The 23,629-nt window shown below is 60.6% G+C and carries 23 protein-coding genes; 3 read left to right on the plus strand and 20 right to left on the minus strand.

Annotated elements, in window-relative coordinates:
- Nucleotides 1-9: 9 nt before the first annotated feature.
- On the minus strand, nucleotides 10-1,215 hold the full coding sequence (locus AB5I78_RS21885) for an acetyl-CoA C-acetyltransferase (protein ID WP_369301405.1): 1,206 nt from the start codon (nucleotides 1,213-1,215) through the stop codon (nucleotides 10-12).
- 647 nt (nucleotides 1,216-1,862) lie between these two features.
- On the opposite strand from AB5I78_RS21885, the gene AB5I78_RS21890 reads away from it, so the two are divergent.
- Nucleotides 1,863-2,669: a cytochrome c gene (locus AB5I78_RS21890; RefSeq protein WP_369301406.1), complete on the plus strand. Its 807-nt coding sequence runs from the start codon at nucleotides 1,863-1,865 to the stop codon at nucleotides 2,667-2,669.
- Between the two features lie 262 nt (nucleotides 2,670-2,931).
- Here AB5I78_RS21890 and AB5I78_RS21895 read toward each other — a convergent pair whose 3' ends face one another.
- The 14 genes from AB5I78_RS21895 to AB5I78_RS21960 form a co-directional block, all read right to left on the minus strand.
- Nucleotides 2,932-3,735, minus strand: a complete 804-nt coding sequence (locus AB5I78_RS21895; protein ID WP_145159228.1) for a transglutaminase family protein — start codon at nucleotides 3,733-3,735, stop codon at nucleotides 2,932-2,934.
- Complete coding sequence (locus AB5I78_RS21900) at nucleotides 3,732-4,682, minus strand: alpha-E domain-containing protein (RefSeq protein WP_106576198.1); 951 nt, start codon at nucleotides 4,680-4,682, stop codon at nucleotides 3,732-3,734. Before AB5I78_RS21900 ends, AB5I78_RS21895 begins: the two co-directional genes overlap by 4 nt.
- A gap of 4 nt (nucleotides 4,683-4,686) precedes the next feature.
- A complete protein-coding gene (locus tag AB5I78_RS21905; protein WP_145159230.1) occupies nucleotides 4,687-6,096 on the minus strand; it encodes a circularly permuted type 2 ATP-grasp protein in 1,410 nt (469 codons plus the stop codon).
- Nucleotides 6,097-6,578: 482 nt separating this feature from the next.
- Complete coding sequence (locus tag AB5I78_RS21910) at nucleotides 6,579-6,920, minus strand: ribonuclease E inhibitor RraB (RefSeq protein ID WP_003193463.1); 342 nt, start codon at nucleotides 6,918-6,920, stop codon at nucleotides 6,579-6,581.
- A 213-nt stretch (nucleotides 6,921-7,133) separates the two neighbouring features.
- Nucleotides 7,134-7,370 (minus strand): hypothetical protein, encoded by a 237-nt coding sequence (locus AB5I78_RS21915; RefSeq protein ID WP_106576196.1) that lies wholly within the window; start codon nucleotides 7,368-7,370, stop codon nucleotides 7,134-7,136.
- Between the two features lie 103 nt (nucleotides 7,371-7,473).
- A complete protein-coding gene (locus AB5I78_RS21920) occupies nucleotides 7,474-8,079 on the minus strand; it encodes an START domain-containing protein (protein ID WP_064453725.1) in 606 nt (201 codons plus the stop codon).
- A 67-nt stretch (nucleotides 8,080-8,146) separates the two neighbouring features.
- Nucleotides 8,147-8,401 (minus strand): YkgJ family cysteine cluster protein, encoded by a 255-nt coding sequence (locus AB5I78_RS21925; RefSeq protein WP_083357231.1) that lies wholly within the window; start codon nucleotides 8,399-8,401, stop codon nucleotides 8,147-8,149.
- A gap of 160 nt (nucleotides 8,402-8,561) precedes the next feature.
- On the minus strand, nucleotides 8,562-9,056 hold the full coding sequence (locus AB5I78_RS21930; RefSeq protein ID WP_262208501.1) for a translation initiation factor 2: 495 nt from the start codon (nucleotides 9,054-9,056) through the stop codon (nucleotides 8,562-8,564).
- A gap of 117 nt (nucleotides 9,057-9,173) precedes the next feature.
- The gene (locus tag AB5I78_RS21935; protein WP_106576193.1) at nucleotides 9,174-10,613 is read right to left on the minus strand and encodes a PLP-dependent aminotransferase family protein; all 1,440 of its coding nucleotides are present in this window, start codon (nucleotides 10,611-10,613) and stop codon (nucleotides 9,174-9,176) included.
- Nucleotides 10,614-10,886: 273 nt separating this feature from the next.
- Complete coding sequence (locus tag AB5I78_RS21940; protein WP_145159233.1) at nucleotides 10,887-11,702, minus strand: OmpA family protein; 816 nt, start codon at nucleotides 11,700-11,702, stop codon at nucleotides 10,887-10,889.
- Nucleotides 11,699-12,061 carry a DUF4398 domain-containing protein gene (locus tag AB5I78_RS21945; protein WP_145159235.1) on the minus strand — a complete coding sequence of 121 codons (363 nt, stop codon included), beginning with the start codon at nucleotides 12,059-12,061 and terminating at the stop codon, nucleotides 11,699-11,701. The genes AB5I78_RS21940 and AB5I78_RS21945 overlap by 4 nt, the downstream gene beginning before the upstream one ends.
- A 9-nt stretch (nucleotides 12,062-12,070) precedes the next feature.
- Nucleotides 12,071-12,892: an ABC transporter substrate-binding protein gene (locus AB5I78_RS21950; protein WP_242196084.1), complete on the minus strand. Its 822-nt coding sequence runs from the start codon at nucleotides 12,890-12,892 to the stop codon at nucleotides 12,071-12,073.
- Nucleotides 12,893-12,973: 81 nt separating this feature from the next.
- Entirely contained in the window at nucleotides 12,974-13,903 is a 930-nt protein-coding gene (locus AB5I78_RS21955) for an electron transfer flavoprotein subunit alpha/FixB family protein (protein WP_053257535.1), read from the minus strand.
- 2 nt (nucleotides 13,904-13,905) lie between these two features.
- Nucleotides 13,906-14,655 carry an electron transfer flavoprotein subunit beta/FixA family protein gene (locus AB5I78_RS21960; protein WP_071491449.1) on the minus strand — a complete coding sequence of 250 codons (750 nt, stop codon included), beginning with the start codon at nucleotides 14,653-14,655 and terminating at the stop codon, nucleotides 13,906-13,908.
- Between the two features lie 532 nt (nucleotides 14,656-15,187).
- Here AB5I78_RS21960 and AB5I78_RS21965 point away from each other — a divergent pair.
- Nucleotides 15,188-16,852, plus strand: a complete 1,665-nt coding sequence (locus AB5I78_RS21965) for an electron transfer flavoprotein-ubiquinone oxidoreductase (RefSeq protein WP_262208503.1) — start codon at nucleotides 15,188-15,190, stop codon at nucleotides 16,850-16,852.
- A 177-nt stretch (nucleotides 16,853-17,029) separates the two neighbouring features.
- Here AB5I78_RS21965 and AB5I78_RS21970 read toward each other — a convergent pair whose 3' ends face one another.
- On the minus strand, nucleotides 17,030-17,920 hold the full coding sequence (locus AB5I78_RS21970; protein WP_242196086.1) for an AraC family transcriptional regulator: 891 nt from the start codon (nucleotides 17,918-17,920) through the stop codon (nucleotides 17,030-17,032).
- Between the two features lie 181 nt (nucleotides 17,921-18,101).
- Here AB5I78_RS21970 and AB5I78_RS21975 point away from each other — a divergent pair, with 181 nt between their 5' ends.
- On the plus strand, nucleotides 18,102-19,154 hold the full coding sequence (locus tag AB5I78_RS21975) for an NAD(P)-dependent alcohol dehydrogenase (protein WP_017138342.1): 1,053 nt from the start codon (nucleotides 18,102-18,104) through the stop codon (nucleotides 19,152-19,154).
- On the opposite strand, the gene AB5I78_RS21980 is transcribed toward AB5I78_RS21975, so the two are convergent.
- The 4 genes from AB5I78_RS21980 to AB5I78_RS21995 all read right to left on the minus strand — a co-directional run bounded on the left by AB5I78_RS21980 (nucleotide 19,155) and on the right by AB5I78_RS21995 (nucleotide 23,604).
- Entirely contained in the window at nucleotides 19,155-19,958 is an 804-nt protein-coding gene (locus tag AB5I78_RS21980; protein ID WP_106576182.1) for an IclR family transcriptional regulator, read from the minus strand.
- 186 nt (nucleotides 19,959-20,144) lie between these two features.
- A complete protein-coding gene (gene araH / locus AB5I78_RS21985; RefSeq protein WP_106576704.1) occupies nucleotides 20,145-21,110 on the minus strand; it encodes an L-arabinose ABC transporter permease AraH in 966 nt (321 codons plus the stop codon).
- 17 nt (nucleotides 21,111-21,127) lie between these two features.
- Nucleotides 21,128-22,627, minus strand: coding sequence for an L-arabinose ABC transporter ATP-binding protein AraG (gene araG / locus AB5I78_RS21990; protein WP_369301408.1), 1,500 nt, complete (start codon nucleotides 22,625-22,627; stop codon nucleotides 21,128-21,130).
- A complete protein-coding gene (locus AB5I78_RS21995) occupies nucleotides 22,624-23,604 on the minus strand; it encodes a substrate-binding domain-containing protein (RefSeq protein ID WP_242196091.1) in 981 nt (326 codons plus the stop codon). Before AB5I78_RS21995 ends, araG begins: the two co-directional genes overlap by 4 nt.
- Nucleotides 23,605-23,629 lie beyond the last annotated feature (25 nt).

Consider the following 23,629-nt stretch of genomic DNA (forward strand, 5'->3'; position numbering starts at 1 on the left):
TCCTTGGGCTCAGAGGCGTTCGATGATGGTGGCGATGCCCATGCCACCGCCGACACACAGGGTGGCCAGGCCGTAGCGCTGCTGGCGCACTTCCAGTTCGTCGAGCAGGGTGCCGAGGATCGCGCAGCCCGTGGCGCCGAGCGGGTGACCCATGGCAATGGAGCCGCCGTTGACATTGACCCGCGCAGCGTCGATGCCCATGTCTTTGATGAACTTGAGGACAACTGAAGCAAACGCTTCGTTGACTTCAAACAGGTCGATGTCTTCCACGCGCAACCCGGCCCTGGCCAGGGCTTTGCGCGTGGCCGGTGCCGGGCCGGTGAGCATGATGGTCGGGTCGGTGCTGGTGACCGCCGTGGCGACGATGCGCGCCCGCGGTCGCAAGCCCAGTTCGCGGCCTTTGGCCTCGGAGCCGATCAACATCAGCGCGGCGCCGTCGACGATGCCGGAACTGTTGCCTGGCGTGTGTACGTGATGGATGCGTTCCACATGGCTGTAGACGCGCAAGGCGGTGGCATCAAAGCCCATCTGGCCCATCATCTCGAAGCTTGGCTTGAGCTTGCCGAGGCCTTCAAGGCTGGAGTCGCCACGAATGAACTCGTCGTGGTCCAGCAGCACGATGCCGTTTTGGTCCTGCACCGCGATCAGCGACTTGTTGAAAGAACCGTCAGCACGCGCCCTGGCCGCTTTCTGCTGGGAATGTAGGGCGAAGGCGTCGACGTCATGGCGGGTGAAGCCTTCCAGGGTCGCGATCAAGTCCGCGCCGATGCCTTGGGGCGTGAAGTGACTGTGCATGTTCGTCTGCGGGTCGAGCACCCAGGCGCCGCCATCACTGCCCATGGGCACGCGCGACATGGATTCGACGCCGCCGACCACCACCAGGTCCTCAAAGCCGGAACGCACTTTCATCGCGCCCAGGTTCACCGCTTCGAGGCCCGAGGCACAGAAACGGTTGATTTGTACGCCGGCGACACTGATGTCCCAGTCCGCCACCAGTGCGGCGGTCTTGGCAATGTCGGCGCCCTGGTCGCCCACCGGGGTGACGCAACCGAGCACGATGTCATCCACCTGGCGTGTGTCGAGGTCGCTGCGCTGCGCCAGCGCGGTGAGCAGACCGGCCACCAGGTTTACCGGTTTGACGCTGTGCAGGGCGCCGTCGGCCTTGCCTTTGCCCCGGGGCGTGCGTATGGCATCAAAGATCAAAGCTTGGGTCATGACATCCTCGAACGCAGTACGTGTGTGCCCCTACCTTAGGCCCGATTGACACGGTTTCAATGACGGATGCGCTCATTGCTTTTGACCCTCACGCTCGGACGAACGGTAGGGTGCTATGGGAAAGCGCGGGTTAATCGTTTTAGCGGTCTAGCCAAGGCATTGGCGCCAAGATGGCGATATGCCTCATGCCTTTTTAAGTAGAAATGCTGATTAGCTGATATTAAATGGATCTAAGCGACGCAGAACGAGGGCTCTAAGGTTCAATCAGTAAGAAGTTGCTGCCGGGTTTTGCTGGAGCAGCTGTAAGAAAAGCGACACGTCACGTTGCGATACTGAAATTGACCGGCACGCATTTGACGCTCAGGAATAACAACAAAAGGCAGTCAGCCATGTTCAAACATTCGAAAGTACGTCAGGCGGGACTTATTCTGTTCGCCACCACACTGATTCTGATCTTGCCCAATTTAACCAAGGTTATTGGGTGACGACTCGATCCTCACATTCCGTGCACACATTGCATCAGGACTGCAGCTTTTGGCAGCACCTGCCGGGACATTGCGTATAGCGGTCCTGTTGCAGGGGCTGTCTTTTTGCGTGCCGATTTCCGGTATCGTGGGCGCCATCGCCACTTCAAATCGGGCTCACTCTTGAAACTGATCCTCGCCTTTCTCGCCGCGCTGTTGGCCCTTCCCACTGCGGCCGCCCAGTTGACCATCGACTTGGACCGCGCCAGCAAAACCTGGCAGACCGAAGATCTGCTTAAGCACCCGCAGGCGCAGACGGTGCATATCGTCGATGACGTTTCCTACAAGCGCGACATGACTTATCGCGCGGTGCCGCTGGCGGCTCTGTTGCCAGGCCTCTCGCCGGAAAATCATCTGCAAGCCGTCGCCCTCGACGGGTTCGCCGCCGAGCTGACGGCGGCGCCACTGCTGCAAAAACACGGTGCCCGTGCCTGGCTGGCGGTGGAAGACCCGGCTCATCCGTGGCCCGCGCTGGCCGAAGGCAAGCCAAGTGCCGGGCCGTTCTATCTGGTGTGGACCGACCCGCAAGCCGGGAACATCAGCCCTGAGCAGTGGCCCTTCCAGATGTCCGGGATCAAGCAATTGAAGACAGTGGCCGAGCGCTTTCCAGCCCTGTTGCCTGACCCGAAACTCGCCGCGAATGACCCGATCAACCAGGGCTTTGCGCTGTTCCAGAAAAACTGCCTGGCCTGTCACCGCCTCAACGGCGCCGGCGATGCGCAGGTGGGGCCGGACCTGAATATGCCCTACAACCCTACGGAATATTTCAGCGGGGATTTCCTCAAGCGTTATATCCGCGACCCGCAGAGCCTGCGGCATTGGCCCCAGGCGAAGATGCCAGCGTTCGCAGCCAGTGTGTTACCGGATGGCGAGCTGGATTTGCTGGTGGGGTATTTAAAGCATATGGCGGGGCGTAAGCAGCAGCCGTAAGCCTTACCAAGCTGCCTTGCTCAACGGGACTGCTGTGGCGAGCGGGCTTGTCGTGGCGAGCGGGCTTGCCCCGCGTTGGGCTGCGCAGCAGCCCCAAAACCAGACGCTGAGGAGTGCCTGACACACAGCATTCTGCTTTATTAGGGCCGCTTCGCAGCCCAACGCGGGGCAAGCCCGCTCGCCACAGCAAGCCCGCTCGCCACAACAAGCCCGTCCGCCACGACAGGTCCGCGCCTGCATTTGAGCTACCCGACTCCGGAGATTATTGCTGCTGCACCGAAATCACCGGCGTCGGCGCCACGAACACTTTGGCATGCATCTGCTCATGCCCGCCGCCTCGGCGCATGCCGCGTACCGGGCAGGCATCCAGGTAATCCAGGCCTACCGCCAACTTCAAATGCCGCTCGGGCCGCGCTAATTGGTTGGTCACATCAAAGCTGTACCACGCGTCATCCAGCCAGGCTTCGGCCCAGGCGTGGCTGGCCAGGTGCGTGCTGTCTTCGGTGTACAAATACCCCGACACATATCGCGCTGGAATGCCCAGGCTGCGCGCGCAGGCCAGGAATGCATGGGTGTGGTCCTGGCACACGCCTGCGCGCCCCGCGAATGCCGTGGCGGCGCAGGTGTCGACTTCAGTGGCGCCGGGCGTGTAGACCATCGACTGGTTGAGCGCATGCATCAGGTCGATCAACGCAGAGCGGTCCCGGCGTTGACGGCAATGCTGGTCGGCAAAACCGCGCAACGCGTCGTCCGGCTCGGTCAGTCGCGTGCTGCGCAGGAACGGAAACGCCGACTGGCTTTCGTGCTCAGCCTCACGCAATTCATCGATGTCCACTTGGCCACGGGCGCCGATGATGATGGCGTCGTGGGGCTCATCAAGGGTCAGCACGTGCAGGATGTTGCCAAACGGGTCGACCTGCGCGCGCACCGGGCGCGGTAGATCAAGCTGCCAACTGAGCACGTGCTGGCGTTCGCTGTCGTGGGGCGTGAGGCGCAGGTACTGGATGCTGGCGCGCACCTGGTCTTCGTAGTGGTAGGTGGTTTCGTGGCTGATGGAAAGTCTCATGCCGCCTCCAGGTAGGAACTGTAGATGGCGTCGCCCAACTGGCGGACCAAGGGGATAAAGTCGGTCAGCCAGGCATGCAGGCCTTCCTCGAGAATTTCGTCGATGGCAGTAAAGCGCAGGCGCGCGTCCATCTCGGCGGCCAGGCGCTGGGCCGGGCGCCCGTTGAGGCCCGGCAGGCTGGCAAGGATCTGGTCGATCTCTTCGCTGCAGGCACGCAGCGAGCGTGGGACATCAGCGCGCAACAACAGCAGTTCGGCCACTTGCCGGGCGCCGGGTGCGTCACGGTAGATCTCGGTGTAGGCCTCAAACGACGACAACGCGCGCAGCAAGGCACTCCACTGATAGTAGGCATGGGCCGTGCCGTCGCTGACCGCAGCGGCTTGGTCGCCGGCCATTTCGTAGCGCGCATCCAGCAGGCGCAGGGTGTTGTCGGCACGTTCGATGAAGGTGCCCAGGCGAATAAAACGAAACGCGTCATTACGCATGATGGTGCCGTAGGTGGCGCCACGGAACAGGTGCGACCGCTCCTTGACCCACTCACAGAACCGGCTCATGCCGTAGCGGCTGAGCCCTTGCTGGGCGATATCCCGGATATCCAGCCAGGTGGCGTTGATGTTTTCCCACATGTCGGCGGTGATTCGCCCACGCACCGCATGGGCGCTGGCGCGCGCGGCGCCGAGGCAACTGTAGATGCTCGCCGGGTTAGCCGCGTCCAGCGCGAAGAAGTGCAGCAGGCGTTCGGCATGCAGTTCGCCGTGGCGCTCGTGGTAATCCTCCAGGGTGCCGGTGATCAGCAGCGGCATGGCCAATTCGTGCAGGCCATCACCGCGCCCGTCCTGAGGCATCAGCGACAGCGAATAGCTGACATCAAGCATGCGGGCGAGGTTTTCCGCGCGTTCCAGGTAGCGCGACATCCAGTACAAATCCGAGGCAGTTCTACTCAACATGGCATCAGTCCTCGACCACCCAGGTGTCTTTGGTGCCGCCGCCCTGAGACGAGTTGACCACCAGCGAGCCCTCGCGCAGGGCCACGCGGGTCAAACCGCCGGGCACCACGCGGGTTTCCTTGCCGGACAACACGAACGGCCGCAGGTCGATATGGCGCGGCGCAATGCCGTTTTCGACGAAGGTCGGACACGTGGATAAACACAGCGTCGGCTGCGCGATATAGGCGTGGGGCTTGGCCTTGATGCGCGCGCGGAAGGCTTCGATTTCCGCTTTTGTCGACGCCGGGCCCACCAGCATGCCGTAGCCGCCGGAACCTTGGGTTTCCTTGACGACCAGGTCCGGAAGGTTGGCCAGCACGTGGGACAATTCGTCGGGCTTACGGCATTGAAACGTAGGCACGTTCTTCAGAATCGGCTCTTCATCCAGGTAAAAACGGATCATCTCGGTGACGAAGGGATACACCGACTTGTCATCGGCCACCCCGGTGCCAATCGCGTTGGCCAACACCACATTGCCCGAGCGATAGGCCGCGAGCAGGCCGGGCACGCCGAGCATCGAGTCGGGATTGAAGGCCAGTGGGTCGAGAAATGCGTCATCGAGGCGACGGTAGATCACATCCACGGCCTTGGGGCCGTCAGTGGTGCGCATGAATACGCGGTCATCGCGCACGAACAAGTCGGCGCCTTCCACCAGTTCCACGCCCATTTCCCGCGCAAGGAAGGCGTGCTCGAAGAACGCGCTGTTAAAGCGCCCCGGGGTTAGCACCACCACGCTGGGGTTATCCAGAGGGCTCGAGCTTTTCAGGGTGTCGAGCAACAGGTTGGGGTAATGGTCGATGGGCGCGATGCGCTGGGCGGCGAACAACTCGGGGAACAGGCGCATCATCATCTTGCGGTCTTCGAGCATGTAACTCACGCCGCTCGGTGTGCGCAGGTTGTCTTCCAACACGTAGTAGGTGCCGTCGCCATCGCGTACGAGATCAACACCGGAGATGTGGGAATACAGATCGCGGTGCAGGTCCAGGCCCTGCATGGCCAACTGGTATTGCTCGTTGGCCAGCACCTGTTCGGCGGGGATGATCCCGGCCTTGATGATGCGTTGCTCGTGATAGAGGTCGGCGAGAAACAGGTTCAGCGCCTTGACCCGTTGAATGCAGCCGCGCTCGACAATTTGCCACTCACTCGCCGGAATGCTGCGCGGGATGGTGTCGAAAGGAATCAGGCGCTCGGTGCCCTGCTCGTCCCCGTACAGGGTGAAGGTGATCCCGGCGCGATGAAACAGCAAATCGGCTTCACGCCGGCGCTGGGCCAGCAGTTCGGCGGGAGTTTCAGCTAACCAGCGGGCGAACTCGCGGTAATGGGGGCGGACCTGCCCTGCCCCGTCGTACATTTCATCGTAATAAGTGCGGATCATGCCGTACTCCTTGTCACCCGGGCGCGAGAACCGTCGCAAGGCCCGTGCCAGCGGCATAAACACTTAAAAATCAGTGAGTTAAATAACCTGCAGGTTTTGCGCGCACCGTCCTGGTGCGCAGAATGCCCGCTGTCCTGTACCACGCTTCATCGCAATGCGGGCTTTGACTATCAACAGCATAGTCAGAGTTGATTTCACTGCCCGGTTGCGCTTGCGGATAATCCCCACATCGGCTGACCAGGATGTTTCCTGAGATGTCAGCGAACCGCTCTTCCCTTTAAGCCACCCTCTTTGGGTGGTTTTTTTTGCGCCGTAGAAAGCCAAGAGCCCGGCTTGCCGGCGATCGCGAGCTTAAAGACGCTATCGCCGGCAAGCCGGGCTCATAAGGGTGGCGATGTTAAGGATGCAGTTGTGGGGAGTGCACAAACAAAATCGGCCGACCCAAAGGTCAGCCGATACGCTGTGTTGCTCATCGAATGCCGCTACATGGGTAACCCACGCACCTCCTGCTTGACGCCCCATCCCTCGATGATCCCGCCCAAAGGCTCGACCACCGCTTCAAAGTCTTGCTCGAAGTCTCCTATGCCGTCGTAGGTTGCGAACATGATTTTGCTCAGTTCCAGGTACCAGGCGCCATCATCGCGCGCGCTGACCTGGGCATTCAGGGATTCCCCACGAAATCGACCCGCAGCCCTGCGCGCCCGTTCCTCATCCGGGAAAATGGCGTAGAACTCGATGGGGTGGAACCGTGAGAAGTCGAAACCGCCTTCTTTCATGCGGCGCAGTACGTTGGTGCTGATGTCTTCTTGATAGGCTGTGCTCATGAAACGTCCTCCTCAAACTGATGGATAGACTTTCCGTGCTTCCCGAAGACCGCGCCCTGCTGGCGCGGGTGCTACGGCAATAACGACACCGCGGGAAAACAAGCATGTAGCTGACAAGACCAGACCTTAGCGATTCATTCGCTGATCTCGGTTGCAGAGTAGCGCGAAGCTATCACCTCCACCAGAGGTGCTTGAAGGGCATACAGGCAATGTTCAGGCGGCGGGAGAAATGTCGAGGATTTGAATGCTGTTCTGGTCTTTAAGAATCTTGACCGTAGGCTCGGGTTTGCGCCCTTCCAAGTCATTCAGGTCAAGTTCGGCGGCCACTGGCACCAGCTTGTTACGAATCATGTGTGCCGCATCTTCGAGGCTGGGCTTCTGGTCGCAGCTGAACTGCTCGACGGACTGAACGCCGTGATCATCAACGAAGGTAATCTGCCACTTTTGCATCGGTGCCTCCTCGATAAAACCCATGTGTGGGCTTACAACTATCTGGACCTTGAGGGCTCGGCAAACGTTCCACTCAAGTCAGGAGGCACCTGATTAATGACACTTATTTTTCAGCGTGTTCTTTCAAGGCTTTCAAGGTGTTGAACGGCGCGTCCACCACGAACTTGTTGGCCAGCCACGATGGCACGCTGCCGCCTGGCTCGGTGTGCACCTGGTAGGTGACTTCGGTCTGGTTGTCGCCTTTGGGTACCAGCTTCCAGTAGCCGTCTACCTGGGCAACGCGCACGTAACCTTTCACTTCTGGCTGATAGGTCGGCACTTCCAGCAATTTGCGGGTCACGGTGCCGTCGGCAGCCTTGGAAGTGGTGATTTCGAGGATCGAATCGCGGTCGGTCACCGGGAACGGTGCCTTGAACTGGGTGTAGGTCCAGCTCTTGTCGCCTTCGGTCTTGAGCAGTTTTTGCGATTTGCATTCGTGGATCCAGGAGCAGGCACCGGCCACGTCTTCCTGCAGGGCCTGGATCTTGGCGACAGGCGCCTTGATCAGCGCCACACCGCGGTAGGCCTTGTATTTGGAGCCGGCAATTTCGCTCAGGGACACCTTGATACCGTCTTCGTCCTTGGCGACCTGCCAATCCTCAGCCTGCGCAGTGGCAGCAAACAACACCGTAAAACCGCACAACACAGCCATTCGTTTCAGCGAACCCATTGTTGTATTCCTTATTGTCGAAGTTCTGAAAGTAAGTTCTGAAAGTAAATTCCGATAGTAAAGCCCATCAAGCCGCCGTCATCTGCTCCCACCAGCCGATCAACCGGATCGCATCGGCCTGGTCGTTGCCACAGACATCCAGATCTGCCTTGAAATCACTGCACACCGCTGGGCGTTCCGGTTGGCCAAACAGCAGGCATAGCTGTTCGACCGACAGGTGCAGGCAGCGTTCGCCCGCGGGTTTGCCGTGCGGCATTCCCGGCAATGGCGAACTGATGGAGGGGGCAATGCAGCATGCGCCACAGCCTTCACGGCATTTCATGACCAACAGGTCCTCGACGACTCAATGTGGATGGCCGGGCTAGAGTACGCCCTTAAACAGCCGTTTTAAAATGGTCTAACAGGGGTTTTTCGCACAAAACAAAAGTGACTGACCAGTCTGCGACAGATGGTCGATGAGCGGCGTCACCTTTGCGCGAAATTTATTGCTTGAACTCGAAATCCAGCGCTGCGCCTTCGATATCGCGACGTTCATCGTTACGCAACTGCAGCTTCATCTCGTTGCTGAGCAAGCGGCCGTTGATCTGGAACGCGCTGTTGTCGGTAGGTTTCTCGCCAAACATCGGCGGCAGCAAGGGCACGCTCTTGGGCTTGGGCATGGTGCCAATGGGCTGCAAGTGCCTGACCATGTCCGTAGGCAGTGTCAGGTCCAACTGTGCCGGTGGCAGTTTGGTCTGCGCCACTTCATGGGCTGACTTGGATTTGCTCGCGACAGGGGCGCGCTTTTTCACCGTGGCGGCTTTCTTCTTGGCTGCCGGAGCCTTTTTGGCGGGCGCCGGTTTTTTCGCGGGGGTGGCCTGCTCGGTACTGGCGGCGGGCTTGCTTTCAGACACCACAGGCGTTGCCGCCAGCACGGTGCCGACGTTACACAGGCTTAACAGGCCAACCACTACAGCAGCGCGAAAAATAGATGTCATATCGCCAACAGCATTAACGGCAGAGGGCCATATGCTCGCTTGTTGTGCGCGGCATGACAAGTCTGGTGATTAGCCAGCTATCGGTACTGTCCCCATTACACGCCTCAGCCACTGGCCTCAAAGCCCGGCTGCAGTTTCCTGGCACAGCTGGCTGGCGAGCATCCCCAAGGTCATCAGCGCCCGCTCTGCCTCGCGGTTCCACGGCGTGCCGCAGTTGAGGCGAATACAGTGGTTGAACTGTTCCGTATTACTGAAAATCACCCCCGGCGCAATGCTGATGCCCTGCTGCAGTGCGCGCACGTGCAGTTCCTGGGTATTGACCCGCCCCGGCAAACTGACCCACAAGATAAAGCCGCCGTTGGGGCGCGTCATCTGTGTGCCTTCCGGGAAATACTGCTGCACCGCCAGCTGAAAAGCGCTGAGGTTCTTGCGGTACTCCTGGCGGATGTAACGCAGGTGGCGGTCATACCCGCCGTTTTCCAGGTAGGCCGCAACGCCCATCTGGGTCACGCTGCAGGCCGAGTGGGTGCTGAACATCTGCAGCCGCTGGATTTCCTGCTGGTATTTGCCGGCAATCATCCAGCCGATGCGCACGCCGGGAGACAAGGTCTTGGAAAAGCTTGAGCAGTAGATCACCCGGTCGAGGCGGTCATAGGCTTTCAGCGCCTTGGTGCGGCCCAGTTCGAACATCAGTTCGCCGTAGATATCGTCCTCGACGATCTGAATGTCGAAATCCGAGGCCAGGCGCAGCAACTGTTTCTGGCGTTCTTCAGGCATGGTCGCGCCCAGGGGATTGCTCAGGCGCGTGGTCAGCACCAGGGCCTTGATCGACCACTGGTTGGCCGCCAGTTGCAAGGCCTCAAGGCTCATGCCGGTGGACGGGTCGCTGGGGATCTCGATGACTTTGAGGCCCAGCAGATCGGCCAATTGCAGCAAACCGTAATAGGTGGGCGATTCGGCGGCGATCAGGTCGCCCGGGCGGGTCAGCACGCGCAACGACATCTGCAACGCATCGACACAACCGTGGGTGATCACCACTTCGGAGGGGTCCACCACTACGCCGGCGTCGCGCATGCGAATCGCCACTTGGCGGCGCAACGGCTCAAAGCCCGGGCTGAACATGTAACTGAATGCGCGCGGGCTCTGGAAGCGGGTGACTTTGGCCAATTGCTGGTGCAGCGCCCGCACAGGCAGGTAATCCACACTCGGCACGGCGGCGCCCAACGGGAACACACCTTCGCGGCGCGACTCGACCAAGACTTGCTGGATGATGCTGCTGCGGGTGACCAACCCCGGGCGCTCGACCCTCGCGATGTCCGGCGTGGGCGCCGTCAACGCAGGCGTCTGGTGCACGTAATAGCCCGACTGCGGCCGCGCCCGGATCAGCCCCTGGTCTTCCAGGTTGGCATAGGCCTGTAACACCGTGGCGTGGCTGACGTTGAGCTGGGAGCTCATTTTGCGCACCGAGGGCACACGCTCACCGGGTTGATAGACACCACGGCGGATGTCCTCAGCCAGTTGCTGGGCGATACGTTGGTAGAGCAACAGATTGGTCATGACGCAGCACTCGATTTCACGGGTATTTTATTTTTGTGTGAAACATACCGGCACAGTTTAGAAGTGTACGGGGACAGTTGCGAGAATAGTCGAGCTCGGGCGGCAGTGATAGAAAAAACTGTGCGGGTGTTGAACATGAAAAACCCGATCAGCGATCGGGTTTGCTTGGGGTGGGAGCTGGCTTGCCTGCGATGGCATCACCTCGGTTAGCCAGATCCATCGAGGTGCCCGCATCGCAGGCAAGCCAGCTCCCACAGAGAACCGCGCAGGGCGTTAGCGGGCAGCGCCCAGCTGGCCCTTTTCATCGGAGAACACAATTTCCACCCGACGGTTCTGCGCGCGACCGCGCTCGGAGGCGTTGGCTTCGACCGGGTACTGGTCGCCATAGCCTTCGACCTGGATACGTTTTTCATCGATCCCCAGGTCCATCAGCACGTCGGCCACCGATTGCGCACGGTCGCGCGACAGCTTCAGGTTTTCCTGCTCGCCCCCGGTGTTGTCGGTGTAACCCTCGATACGCACCACGCGCTTGGGGTTCAGTTGCAGGAACTGCACGATCTTCAGCACCGTCCGATTGGCCGAGTTTTCCAGCTGCGCATCACCGGTGTCGAACAGCACATCGCCGAGGGTCATCACCAGGCCGCGATCGGTCTGGGTGGTGGTCAGGCTGGCGATTTGCTCTTCGAGCCACTTGCCCTGTTGCTGCACGCTGGCGAGTTTGTTTTCGCGCAGGGCCAGTTGCAGGCGTTGGCGTTCCAACTCGAGCTTGGTGCCGCGCTCGGCGTTAAGGCCCTGTTCGGTGTGTTCGCGGGCGATCGCACTGTACCGCTGGCTCAGGTAAGCGTAATGCACCACGTCGGCACCGCTGCCCCAGTAGCTGGACAAACGATCGGCGCGCGCCAGGGATTCACCGGCGCGAATGACGTCCTTGGGTGCAAAACGCAGCACATTGGCGTCCTCTTTGACCTTCTGGAAATCAGTGCCGGCCTGTTGCAAGGCCTGCTCGCTGCTCGGTTGGCTGGCGCAACCGCCCAGGGCGGCGCTGCCCAGCAGCACGACACAGCTCAACCCACGGATCATCGGGCTCATTGGGCTTCTCCCAACTGCAATTGCTTGCGCAGGCGGGTGATGCGGGTGTTGAGCACGCTCAGTTGCTCCTGGCTCTTTTGGGTCAGAACCTTGGCTTCTGCAAGGCGCGCGTCCAACTCGGCCTGTTCGGCCCGCATGCGCGCATGCTTGTAGGACTCATCGGCCATGTCGGCCTTGGCCCTGGCGAACTTGTCTTCGGCCAGTTTCAGCTCAGGCGAATCGTCGGCGCTGGCCCCCACGGCGCTGGCTTGTTCCAGGGCTTGCTGGGTGAGGCGTATTTGCTCATTCGGCGCAGGATCAGCTGCACATCCCGCCAAAGCGACAACGGCGAGGGCCGCGAAAAGAGGTCGAATAGTCACTGTAAATCCTTACTTTGCTGGGGTGCCGACGGGTTGTTGCAATTGCGCTTTCCAGCGCTCGAGGTTGCGCTGCATTGCTGTTTGCACCACACCGGACGCGGGCAATTCTGTCATCTTTTTGGCCAGCTGTCCGCGCAGCCACGGATCATTGCAGGCCGAGTTGTGGGAAATCGCCAGGTACAAGCCGGGTTGATCGACAGGCACTTCTCGCGCGATCAAGTCGTTGCTCATGCCCAGCGTCTGGGCCATGGCCATACCCGAATAACGCCCGGCAAGCACGTAGTCCACTTCCCCCAGCAGCAGTTTCTGAAAGGCCGGCGTCAAGGTGGGAAAGCGTTGCAGGTTGAGCTGTTGGCTGGCGAAGGTGTCGAAATCGGCACTCAAGCGTGCGCGTTCCGAGACTGCGCCCTTTTGACCGTGCAGGTCGGCTGCCGTGGCGTAGACCAGCGCCGAATCCTTGCGGGTCCAGACCAGGTAGTCGATCTGCATCAAGGCCGGGTGGATGTAGTCGAGGGTTTCCAGCTCGCCCAGGTTCAGCGGCGCATCGGCGAGGATGTCCATGCGCCCGCTGCGCACTTCATCCAGGGCCAGGGCGCGTTTGCCGCCATAGAGCAGGTCGATTTTAAGCCCCAGCTCCTTGGCCACTTGTTGCAGCACATCGGCGGTGGCGCCGATCAGGTGCGTCGGGTCTTGTGGGTCACGCCATAACAAGGGCGGCGCGTCCGGGCTGCCGGTGATCACCAGGCGCTCACATTTGCCAGCGGCCAGCGCCAGGCTCGGCAGTAGCGCCAATCCAAGTGTCAGTGCCAGCACTACGGGACGCAGATCCATGGCGGTTCTCCAGATTAAAAAGGGGCGCGCAAAAAAAAGCCCGGTCCAAAGACCGGGCTCTTTATAAGTGAAGCGGCTGGATTAGACCAGCTTCTCCAGCTCAGGTACGGCTTCGAACAAGTCTGCCACCAGGCCGTAATCAGCCACCTGGAAGATCGGCGCTTCTTCGTCCTTGTTGATCGCAACGATCACTTTGGAGTCTTTCATACCGGCCAAGTGCTGGATCGCGCCGGAGATACCGACGGCAATGTACAGCTGTGGCGCAACGATTTTGCCGGTCTGGCCGACCTGCATGTCGTTGGGTACGAAACCTGCGTCGACGGCCGCGCGGGACGCGCCCACCGCAGCGCCCAGCTTGTCGGCCAGGGCGTACAGGTGCTTGAAGTTGTCACCGTTCTGCATGCCACGTCCGCCGGAAACGACGATCTTGGCAGCGGTCAGCTCAGGACGATCCGACTTGGCCAGCTCTTCGCCAACAAAGCTGGACGTACCCGCGTCGTGGGCGGCGGAGACGGCTTCAACGGCCGCCGAACCACCTTCAGCAGCAACCGGGTCGAAACCGGTGGCACGCACGGTGATCACTTTTACCGACGCGTTGGACTGCACGGTGGCAATGGCGTTACCGGCGTAGATCGGGCGCTTGAAGGTATCAGCGCTTTCAACCGAGATGATCTCGGAGATCTGGTCAACGTCCAGCTGCGCGGCAACGCGTGGCAGGATGTTTTTGCCGTTGGAAGTAGCGGCAGCCAGGATGTGGCTGTAGCCAGCGCCCAGCTCTGCAACCAGAGGAGCAACGTTTTCCGGCAGTTGGTGAGCGTAGGCGGCGTTGTCGGCCAGCAGTACTTTGCTCACGCCAGCGATTTTCGCCGCGGCTTCAGCCACGGCGCCAGCGCCCTGACCTGCTACCAGCACGTGAATGTCGCCACCGATTTTCGCAGCGGCAGCCACGGTGTTCAGGGTGGCCGGGGCCAGCACCTTGTTGTCGTGTTCTGCGATTACCAAGATAGTCATGATTAGATTACCTTCGCTTCGTTTTTCAGTTTCTCGACCAGTTCAGCCACCGACTTGACCTTGATGCCCGCGCTGCGTGCAGCCGGCGCTTCAACCTTGACGGTCTTGTTGGTGGAGGCGGTGGAAACGCCCAAAGCTTCTGGAGTCAGCGACTCAAGCGGCTTCTTCTTGGCTTTCATGATGTTTGGCAGGGACGCATAGCGCGGCTCGTTCAAACGCAGGTCGGTGGTGACGATGGCCGGCAGTTTCAGCGAAACGGTCTGCGCGCCGCCGTCGATTTCACGGGTAACCGCTACGCTGTCGCCGCTCACTTCGACTTTGGAGGCGAAGGTGCCCTGGCCGTAACCGGTCAGTGCAGCCAGCATCTGGCCAGTCTGGTTGTTGTCGCTGTCGATGGCTTGTTTGCCGAGGATCACCAGCTGAGGCTGTTCCTTGTCGACAACGGCTTTGAGCAACTTGGCAACGGCCAGGGAGGTCAGCTCTTCAGCCGATTCAACCAGGATGGCGCGGTCGGCGCCCAGTGCCAGGGCGGTACGCAGCTGCTCTTGGGCAGTGGCAGGACCGATGGAAACCACGACGATTTCAGTCGCCACGCCTTTCTCTTTCAGGCGTACGGCTTCTTCCACAGCGATTTCGCAGAAAGGGTTCATCGACATCTTGACGTTAGCGAGGTCGACGCCGGAATTGTCCGCCTTGACGCGAACTTTCACGTTGTAATCGACAACGCGTTTGACAGCTACAAGAACCTTCATGGATTCCTCGTTACTCTCCGGTGAAAAGAAAGTCGCCTAGGCGAACCTGGCGGTTGATGCTCATCGGCACACAAGGGCACCTCCAAAAACGTCGGCGGATGACCTTACTCACGGGAAATGATGACCGTTCGTCAGTGGTGACTGAGAGGTCATTCTTTATCGCGGCGTGTAAACTGCGCGCCATCAATGAAACGCGCGTCACCTGTTTTGCCTTGGCCCTGCTTTTGGACGTGCTCTTGAAACCTGCGGTATGCCTACGGTATGCGCAAAACCGACCGTATATTGACCGGAACGCCTATTCTGGTCAATACGCCAAAATAGCCAGTCATAAGCCGCGTTGCTTTGATTTACCTAGCTTCCAAGCAATTCAAACAAACGTTTGTATTGGACGCTGCCAGTGGTGTAGATATAATGCGCCACCTAGAGAGAAAGGTGGGTCATCCCGTGCTCCGAATGCACTGATGACGGATGCGACACCGAACCTCCACCCATTAAAAAAAAAGCCTGTTGAGCCTTGAGTAGGAGATAGCCTGTGGAACGCGAATACATGGAATTCGACGTGGTCATCGTCGGCGCTGGCCCGGCAGGCCTGTCTGCCGCCTGCCGACTGAAGCAGAAGGCCGCCGAAGCCGGTAAAGAAATCAGCGTCTGCGTGGTCGAGAAAGGCTCCGAAGTCGGCGCGCATATCCTTTCCGGTGCGGTGTTTGAACCCCGCGCCCTGAACGAACTGTTCCCGGACTGGAAAGCACTCGGCGCCCCGCTCAACACTCCCGTGGTGCGCGATGACATCTATGTACTGCGCAGCCCGGAAGCCGCCACCAAGGTTCCCGACTTCTTTGTGCCCAAGACCATGCACAACGAAGGCAACTACATCATCTCCTTGGGCAACCTGTGCCGCTGGCTGGCCCAGCAGGCTGAGAACCTGGGCGTGGAAGTCTACCCAGGCTTCGCCGCTCAAGAAGCACTGTTCGACGAAAACGGCGTGGTCCGCGGGATCATCACCGGCGACCTCGGCGTCGACCGCGAAGGCCATCCAAAGGAAGGCGTCTATACCCCAGGCATGGAGCTGCGTGGCAAGTACACGCTGTTCGCCGAGGGCTGCCGTGGCCACATCGGCAAGCAACTGATCCAGCGCTTCAACCTGGACAGCGACGCCGACGCCCAGCACTACGGCATCGGCCTCAAAGAAATCTGGGAAATCGACCCCGCCAAGCACCAACCTGGCCTGGTGGTACACACCGCCGGCTGGCCGCTGGACATCATGAGCAACGAGAACACGGGCGGTTCTTTCCTCTATCACCTGGAAAACAACCAGGTGGTCGTGGGTCTGATCGTCGATCTGTCCTACAGCAACACCTTCCTGTCGCCGTTCGATGAGTTCCAGCGCCTCAAGCATCACCCGGTGCTGGCCCAGTACCTGGAAGGCGGCAAGCGCATCAGCTACGGCGCGCGTGCCTTGGCCAAAGGCGGCATCAACTCGTTGCCGAAGATGGTCTTCAAAGGCGGCGCCCTGATCGGCTGCGACCTGGGCACCATGAACGTGGCCAAGATTAAAGGCAGCCACACCGCGATGAAGTCCGGCATGCTCGCCGCCGACGCGGTGGCCGAACGCCTGTTCGCCGAGTCTGAAGGCGGCGACGAACTGACCAACTACGTCGACAGCTTCAAAGCCAGCTGGCTCTACGAAGAGCTGTTCGCCAGCCGCAACTTCGGTCCGGCGATGCACAAATTCGGCCCGATCCTCGGCGCCGGCTTCAACTGGTTCGACCAGAACATCCTCGGCGGCAAAATGCCGTTCACCCTGCACGACACCAAGCCGGACTACGCCTGCCTGAAGCTCGCCAAGGACAGCAAGAAGATCGATTACCCAAAACCCGACGGCAAGCTGAGCTTCGATAAGCTGAGCTCGGTGTTCATCTCCGGTACCAACCACGAAGAAGAACAGCCGTGCCACTTGAAGCTCAAGGACCCGAGCATCCCGATCGGCACCAACCTGCCGCTCTACGATGAACCGGCGCAGCGCTACTGCCCGGCCGGCGTGTATGAAGTGATCACCAAGGAAGACGGCGAGAAGCGCTTCCAGATCAACGCCCAGAACTGCGTGCACTGCAAGACCTGTGACATCAAGGATCCTTCGCAGAACATTACGTGGGTGACGCCGGAAGGCGCGGGCGGGCCGACTTACCCGAATATGTAAGTCAGCTGGCAAGTCTCAAAAGGCTCCCAATCGGGAGCCTTTTTTATGCCCGACACAGATCAAATGTGGGAGCTGGCTTGCCGGCGATGGCGCAGTATCAGTCAACCAGTCTTTAGCTGTCCCACCGCTATCGCAGGCAAGCCAGCTCCCACATTGACCGCGTTGCATCAACAGAATCTAGGCAGCCCGCTCTTCACCGGGGTTACGCAGAAAATAGCGCTTATATTCACGACTGAACTGCGACGTACTCTGATACCCCACACTGTGCGCCGCCTGCGCCACGCTCAGGCCGTCCACCAGCAGCAACTGCTGCGCCTTGAGCAAGCGCAAACGCTTGAGATACTGCACCGGCGACAACAACGTACAGCGCTTGAAATGCTCGTGGAATGTCGACGCGCTCATGTGCGCATAACCGGCCAGCGTCTCGATATTCAGCGGCTCGGCGTAATGGGCATGCAGGTGATTCAACGACGTGGCGATGCGCGAAAACTGCCCCTGCTGCTCTACCAATGCCCGCAACACATCGGCCTGCGGCCCGCGCAACGCGGTGAACAACAATTCGCGCACCCGCGCCGGACCCATGATCCGGCTTTCCAGCGGATCGTGCAGGCACTGCAACAGCCGCTCCACGCACCCACGCATCGCATCATCGAGCACCACCGAACTCATCGACTCCAGCGTCTGCGCTGCCGGCGGCGGCCCGGCCTGAATGCCCATGGCCATGACCAACTCGCCCAGCACCACCCGATCAATACCCACCGTCACGCCATACAACGGCGCGTTCGGCAGGGCAAAGGTCTCGCATTCAAACGGCACCGGCATCGCCTGGATCAAATAATGCCCGGCGCCATACTCCAGCGTACGCGGGCCCAGGTAGGCGACTTTGCTGCCCTGGGCCACGATCATCAGGCTCGGCTCGTAGATCTGCGGGCCGCGCGCCACGTCGCAGCTGGCGCGCAAGACCTGCACGCCGGGAAGGTTCGTCGGTGAAAATCCGTCGCAGGGCGTAAGCCCTTTTATCAAGGCCACCAAGGTGGCGTTGGCGTCGAGATGGCGGGTCAACAACATGGCAAAAAACTTCGCGAAAAAGGGATGAGAGCATCATCGCAGGTCTGAGGGCACATAAATCCAAACAAGGGGCACTCCCGGACGAATAGGCATGAGACTCGGAGCAATCGCCATGGCCGCATCGGGGCGCGGCGCGGAGAATGCGCCGCCTCCCTAGTTATTCCTGTTGCGAGGTTTCCTCATGTATACCGCCATCGGTTATGCCGCCCAGTCGGCGACCACTCCCCTCGCCCCCATGTCCTTCGAACGTCGCAGCCCGCGCGCCGATGACGTGGCCATCGAGATTCTCTACTGCGGCGTGTGCCACTCCGACATCCACCAGGCGCGCAACGAGTGGGGCATTGCCGTGTACCCGCTGATGCCGGGCCACGAGATCGTCGGCAAAGTCACCGCCGTCGGCGCCAGCGTCACCGCGCACAAAGTCGGCGACCTGGTCGGCGTGGGCTGCATGGTTGATTCGTGCCGCCACTGCGACGCCTGCCACGCGGACCTGGAGCAATACTGCCTCGAAGGCCCGACCATGACTTACGCCACCCCAGACCGGGTCGATGGCAGCAACACCATGGGCGGCTACTCCGACAGCATCGTGGTCAGCGAGCACTTCGTGGTGAAAATCCCGGCCAAGCTCGACCTGGCCAGCGCCGCACCGATCCTGTGTGCCGGCATCACCACCTACTCGCCACTCAAGCATTACGGCGTGAAAGCGGGCGACAAAGTCGGCGTGCTGGGCATGGGTGGCCTGGGCCACATGGGCATCAAGTTCGCCAAGGCGATGGGCGCAGAAGTCACGCTGTTCACCCGCTCCGCGAGCAAGGCTGAAGAAGGCCGTCGCCAGGGCGCCGATCACGTGATCGTGTCCACCGACGCCGAGCAAATGAAAGCCGCCGCCGGCAGCTTCGACTTCCTGCTCGACACCATTCCGGTGCAGCACGACCTGAACCCCTACCTCGACGTGCTGCGCTTTGACGGCGTGCACATTCTGGTCGGCCTGATCGAACCGGTCGATCCGCCGGTCAACGCCGCCAAGCTGGTGTTGGGCCGTAAAGTGCTGGCCGGTTCGTTGATCGGCGGTATTGCCGAAACCCAGGAAGTCCTGGATTTCTGCGCCGAGCACAACATCACCTGCGACATCGAAATGCTCGACATCCGCCAGATCAATGAGGCTTACACCCGCATGATCGCCGGTGATGTGAAGTACCGCTTTGTCATCGACATGGCGACCTTGAAGGCCTGATCAGGCCTTCGCGCCCAACTCCGCTGAGAGCCGCGCTGCGACCTGTTTGATCACAGGGATCAGCTCGGCCATTTTTTCCAGCGGCATGTAGGGCACGGTACTGGCGATGCTGATGCCGGCGACGATTCGCCGGCTGGCATCGCGCACCGGTGCCGCCACACAACGGATCGACGGTTCGTTGTCTTCCAGATCGAACGCATACCCCCCCGCCACGTATTCGCGCATGCGCTGCTCGAACTGCGCCCAGGATTGCTCCGGGTGCTGCGGCCACTGCTGGCTCTTGCCACCGGCCGGAAGGCTGGCTTCATACAGGCGCTGCCACTCCTGCACCGAGTCGTCCAGCAACATCGCCTTGCCCACACCCGTGCGCGCCAGTGGCATGCGATGGCCCACCCGCGAGCGCATTTCCGGACCGTTACGGCCGGGATTCTTGTGCAGGTAAAGCACGTCGTCGTATTCGCGAATCGCCAGGTGAATGGTGTCGCCGGTCAGCGCCGACAACTCATCCAGATACGGCACCGCGAGGCTCACCAATGGCAATTCTTCACGGGCCTGGAAGCCCAACTCGATCAGCTTGGGCCCCAACAGGTAACCGACTTGCGGCACCACGCGCAGGTAACGCTCCTCCACCAGGCAACTGGCCAGGCGGTGGGTGGTGCTGCGGGTGGTGCCGATGCGCCGGGCGATCTCTTTCAGATCCCGCGCACCGGCCGCCACTGCCTGCACCACGCCCAGGCCACGCAACAGAGTCTGGGTGCCGGTGGGCGCGGCGTCTTTGACGGGGATGTGGGCGTTTTCCTGCATATCGGGCCTATTGGGAAGTACGAAAACGGCGCCATTATGGCAAAAGCAGCCCTCCTGAACAGAGGAGATCCACTGTGGGAGCTGGCTTGCCTGCGATGAGGCGTGTCAGGCAGTCAATGTGCAGGCTGACACACCGCTATCGCAGGCAAGCCAGCTCCCACATTTGGATCTCCACAGGGCAAGGCTTCAGCGTTGTTTCATACGGTCGATAATCACCGCCAGCAACAGGATCGAACCGCGGATCACGTACTGGTAAAAGGTGTCGATGTTTTTCAGGTTCATCGCATTCTCGATGATCGCCAGAATCAGCACCCCGGCAATCACATGCCGGATCATGCCGATGCCGCCGCTCAGCGACACGCCGCCCAGCACGCAGGCAGAAATCACCGTCAGCTCAAAGCCCTGCCCGATCATCGGCTGGCCGGAGGTCATGCGCGAGGCCAGAATCACCCCCGCCAACGCGCCGATCAAACCGTGCACGGCAAAGATGATGATCTTGGTGCGATCGACATTCACCCCGGCCAGCAACGCCGCTTCCTGGTTACCGCCGATGGCCATGGTGTTGCGCCCGTAGGTGGTGTAGTTGAGCAGCCAGCCGAAGAACACAAAGCACAGCACGGTGATGATGATCGGCACCGGCACGCCCATCAATTGGCCGTTGCCGAACACGAAAAAGCGCTCGTCCATCACGCCAACGGCCTTGCCGTTGGAGAAGATGTAGGCCAGGCCGCGCACGATCTGCATGGTCGCCAAGGTGGCGATCAACGCATTGATGCGCAGCTTGGCGATGACAATGCCGTTGATCAGCCCCACCACCAGGCCCATGGCCAACGCCGCCGACACGCCGAGCACCACGCTGTCGGTGTCACGAATCACAATCCCCGCCACGACGCCGGCGCAGGCAATCACCGAACCCACCGACAAGTCGAAGTGCCCCGACGCCAGGCAGAACAACATGGTGCACGCGGCGATACCCACCGTGGAAATCGCCAGGCCCAGCCCGCGCATGTTCAGCGGCGAGAGGAAGTTGTCGATAAACAACGCACTGAGCACAAAAATGCTCAACGCGGCGAGCAGCATCACCCAATCATCAAGAAACTTGCGCTGGTTAAAACCCGGCCAGAAGCTCTTTGCAGTTTTTATTTGCGACATCATTCACCTCGAATTCTTCAAGCCCGCGTACGCGGAAGTGCCAATTGCAATAGCTGTGCTTCGTCCGCCTGATCGCGGTTCAACTCGCCGGTCAGTACGCCTTCGCTCATCACCAGGATGCGGTCGGAGATGCCCATGACTTCCATCAAGTCGCTGGACACCACGATCACCGCGATGCCACTGGCAGCCAGGTTGTGGATGATCTGGTAGATCTCCGACTTGGCGCCGATGTCGATGCCGCGCGTCGGCTCATCGAGCAGCAACACCTTCATCGGCATCGACAGCCAGCGGCCGAGAATGGCCTTCTGCTGGTTACCGCCGGACAGGTACATGATTTTCTGTTCGGCGTTCGGCGTTTTGACTTTCATCGCCTGGATTTGATGGTCGGCGTTGCCCTTCTCCCAGCCATCACGCAAGAGCCAGCCAAACGTGGAATGGGCGCCGCGTGCGCTGATGTTGATGTTCTCGGCGACGCTGGACAGCGGGATGATGCCTTCCTTTTTACGGTCTTCCGGGCACAGCAGCACGCCCGCATCGATGGCATCACGCGGCGAGCGCAGGTGCAGGTTTTCACCAAAGAGCCGCAGCTGCCCGGCGGTGGAACGCGTCAATCCGCTCAGCAGCCGAAACAACTCGGTACGCCCCGCGCCAACCAACCCGAACAGGCCGAGAATCTCGCCCTTGTGCACCTCAAGGCTGACCGCTTCGCGCAAGCCCGGGCCCAGCAAGCCCTCGACCTTGAGCGCCACCTCGCCGCGCTCACGCGGGCGGTAGTCGTAGATGTCCTGAATATCCCGGCCGACCATGCACGTCACCAATTGGTCGTGGGTCAGCGTGGCCATGTCGTCAAAGGTGCGCACGAAGCGGCCGTCCTTGAACACCGTCACCGCGTCGCAGATACGGAACACCTCTTCCATACGATGCGACACGTAGAGCACCACTTTGCCCTCGTCGCGCAGGCGCGTGATGATCGCCATCAAACGGTCGATCTCCCGCGCCGAGAGGCTGCTGGTGGGTTCGTCAAAGGCAATCACATGGGCGCCACGCGACAACGCCTTGGCGATTTCCACCAGCTGACGCTGGCCCAGCGACAACCGCCCAAGTTTTTCCTGCGGGTCGATCTCATCGGCCAGGCCTTTGAGACACGCCAGCGCCTGCTTGCGCAGCAGCCCGCCATTGACCACGCCGAAACGCGACGGCAAATGCCCGAGGAACAGGTTCTCGGCCACGGTCATTTCCGGCACCAGGTGCAACTCCTGGTGGATCACCGCGACGCCGCTGGCAATGCTGTCGGCGGCAGACTTGAAGTCCATGGTCTGCTCGCCGATCTGCACCGTGCCGCTGCTCGGAATGTAGGCGCCGCCGAGGATTTTCAGCAGGGTCGATTTGCCCGCGCCGTTCTCGCCCATCAGCGCGTGCACCGAGTGCGGTCGCGCTTCAAAGCTGATCTGCGCCAAGGCTTTGACCCCGGGAAAATCCTTGCCGATGCCGTTGAACCGCAAGGCCGCGCCGGTCATTTCCACAGACCGATTTTGCTCAACTCTTCCTTGAAGTTGGCGCGGGTGATCAGGGTCACGTTGTCCAGGGCGGTGAACTTGGCCGGCTCAGTGCCTTTGGTCACCCACTCGAACATCGCCGTGGCGGTTTTGTAGCCGGAAGCGTCCGGGCTCAGCAGCATCGAGCCGTAGAAACCGGTGTCTGATTTCTTGAGCTCTTCGATGGCATCGGTGCCATTGATGCCCACGCCAATCACATTGGCCGCCTTGAACCCGGCGCTTTCGGTGGCGCGCACGCCGCCGAGCACGGTGCTGTCGTTCATGCCACCGATGATCAGGTTTTTCGCGGTGCCCGGCAGTTTCACCAGTGCCGAGTTGGTTGAATCCATACTGCCCGGTACGTCGAGGGTTTTCTGTGCGCTGAACAGGATATGGTCGGCGGGCAAACCGGCGGCCTTGAGGCCTTCTACCGAACCGTCGGTGCGCTTCTTGCCGGTTTCCAGCTCGTCAAAGGTGTTGATGACGGCGTAGGTTTCCTTCCAGTCCCAGTTGCGGTGCTTGGCTTCGGTGGCCATGGCTTCACCTTGTTTCTGGCCGATCTTGTAGGCGTCCAGGCCGACGTAAGGGACGTCTTCCATGGGCTTGCCTTTGGCGTCGACGAAACGGTCATCCACCGCCAACACTTTCAAACCGTTGAGCTTGGCCTTGGCCATGATCGCCGGGCCCAACGATACGTCCGGCGGGCAGATCACAAAGCCTTTGGCGCCGTTGGCGGCGAGGGTGTCGATGGCCGACAGGGTTTTCTCGCCATCGGGCACGGCGATCTTGATCACGGTGAAGCCCTGGTCCTTGCCGGCCTTTTCGGCGAAGGCCCATTCGGTCTGGAACCAGGGTTCTTCTGCCTGCTTGACCAAAAAGCCGATCTTTACCTCTTCGGCAGACACGAAGCCGCTGAAGGCTGCGGCGAGCGTCAGGGCGCCGAGTGTTTTCTTGAACATGAACCACCTCTTCTTGTTATCGAAA

Origin of the sequence: Pseudomonas sp. N2-3-1-14, from assembly GCF_041228395.1 — a bacterium.
Lineage (GTDB): Bacteria > Pseudomonadota > Gammaproteobacteria > Pseudomonadales > Pseudomonadaceae > Aquipseudomonas.

Bases quoted from the DNA above. Each gene is read 5' to 3' on its own strand.
- AB5I78_RS21910 (WP_003193463.1), bottom strand. From the start codon at position 6,920: ATGAGCACAGCCTATCAAGAAGACATCAGCACCAACGTACTGCGCCGC.
- AB5I78_RS21940 (WP_145159233.1), bottom strand. From the start codon at position 11,702: ATGAGCCCGATGATCCGTGGGTTGAGCTGTGTCGTGCTGCTGGGCAGC.
- AB5I78_RS21960 (WP_071491449.1), bottom strand. From the start codon at position 14,655: ATGAAGGTTCTTGTAGCTGTCAAACGCGTTGTCGATTACAACGTGAAA.
- AB5I78_RS21975 (WP_017138342.1), top strand. From the start codon at position 18,102: ATGTATACCGCCATCGGTTATGCCGCCCAGTCGGCGACCACTCCCCTC.
- AB5I78_RS21885 (WP_369301405.1), bottom strand. From the start codon at position 1,215: ATGACCCAAGCTTTGATCTTTGATGCCATACGCACGCCCCGGGGCAAA.
- AB5I78_RS21935 (WP_106576193.1), bottom strand. From the start codon at position 10,613: ATGACCAATCTGTTGCTCTACCAACGTATCGCCCAGCAACTGGCTGAG.
- AB5I78_RS21955 (WP_053257535.1), bottom strand. From the start codon at position 13,903: ATGACTATCTTGGTAATCGCAGAACACGACAACAAGGTGCTGGCCCCG.
- AB5I78_RS21925 (WP_083357231.1), bottom strand. From the start codon at position 8,401: ATGAAATGCCGTGAAGGCTGTGGCGCATGCTGCATTGCCCCCTCCATC.
- AB5I78_RS21905 (WP_145159230.1), bottom strand. From the start codon at position 6,096: ATGATCCGCACTTATTACGATGAAATGTACGACGGGGCAGGGCAGGTC.
- AB5I78_RS21970 (WP_242196086.1), bottom strand. From the start codon at position 17,920: ATGTTGTTGACCCGCCATCTCGACGCCAACGCCACCTTGGTGGCCTTG.
- AB5I78_RS21915 (WP_106576196.1), bottom strand. From the start codon at position 7,370: ATGCAAAAGTGGCAGATTACCTTCGTTGATGATCACGGCGTTCAGTCC.
- AB5I78_RS21920 (WP_064453725.1), bottom strand. From the start codon at position 8,079: ATGGGTTCGCTGAAACGAATGGCTGTGTTGTGCGGTTTTACGGTGTTG.
- AB5I78_RS21900 (WP_106576198.1), bottom strand. From the start codon at position 4,682: ATGTTGAGTAGAACTGCCTCGGATTTGTACTGGATGTCGCGCTACCTG.
- AB5I78_RS21980 (WP_106576182.1), bottom strand. From the start codon at position 19,958: ATGCAGGAAAACGCCCACATCCCCGTCAAAGACGCCGCGCCCACCGGC.
- AB5I78_RS21950 (WP_242196084.1), bottom strand. From the start codon at position 12,892: ATGGATCTGCGTCCCGTAGTGCTGGCACTGACACTTGGATTGGCGCTA.
- AB5I78_RS21995 (WP_242196091.1), bottom strand. From the start codon at position 23,604: ATGTTCAAGAAAACACTCGGCGCCCTGACGCTCGCCGCAGCCTTCAGC.
- araH (WP_106576704.1), bottom strand. From the start codon at position 21,110: ATGTCGCAAATAAAAACTGCAAAGAGCTTCTGGCCGGGTTTTAACCAG.
- AB5I78_RS21895 (WP_145159228.1), bottom strand. From the start codon at position 3,735: ATGAGACTTTCCATCAGCCACGAAACCACCTACCACTACGAAGACCAG.
- AB5I78_RS21930 (WP_262208501.1), bottom strand. From the start codon at position 9,056: ATGACATCTATTTTTCGCGCTGCTGTAGTGGTTGGCCTGTTAAGCCTG.
- araG (WP_369301408.1), bottom strand. From the start codon at position 22,627: ATGACCGGCGCGGCCTTGCGGTTCAACGGCATCGGCAAGGATTTTCCC.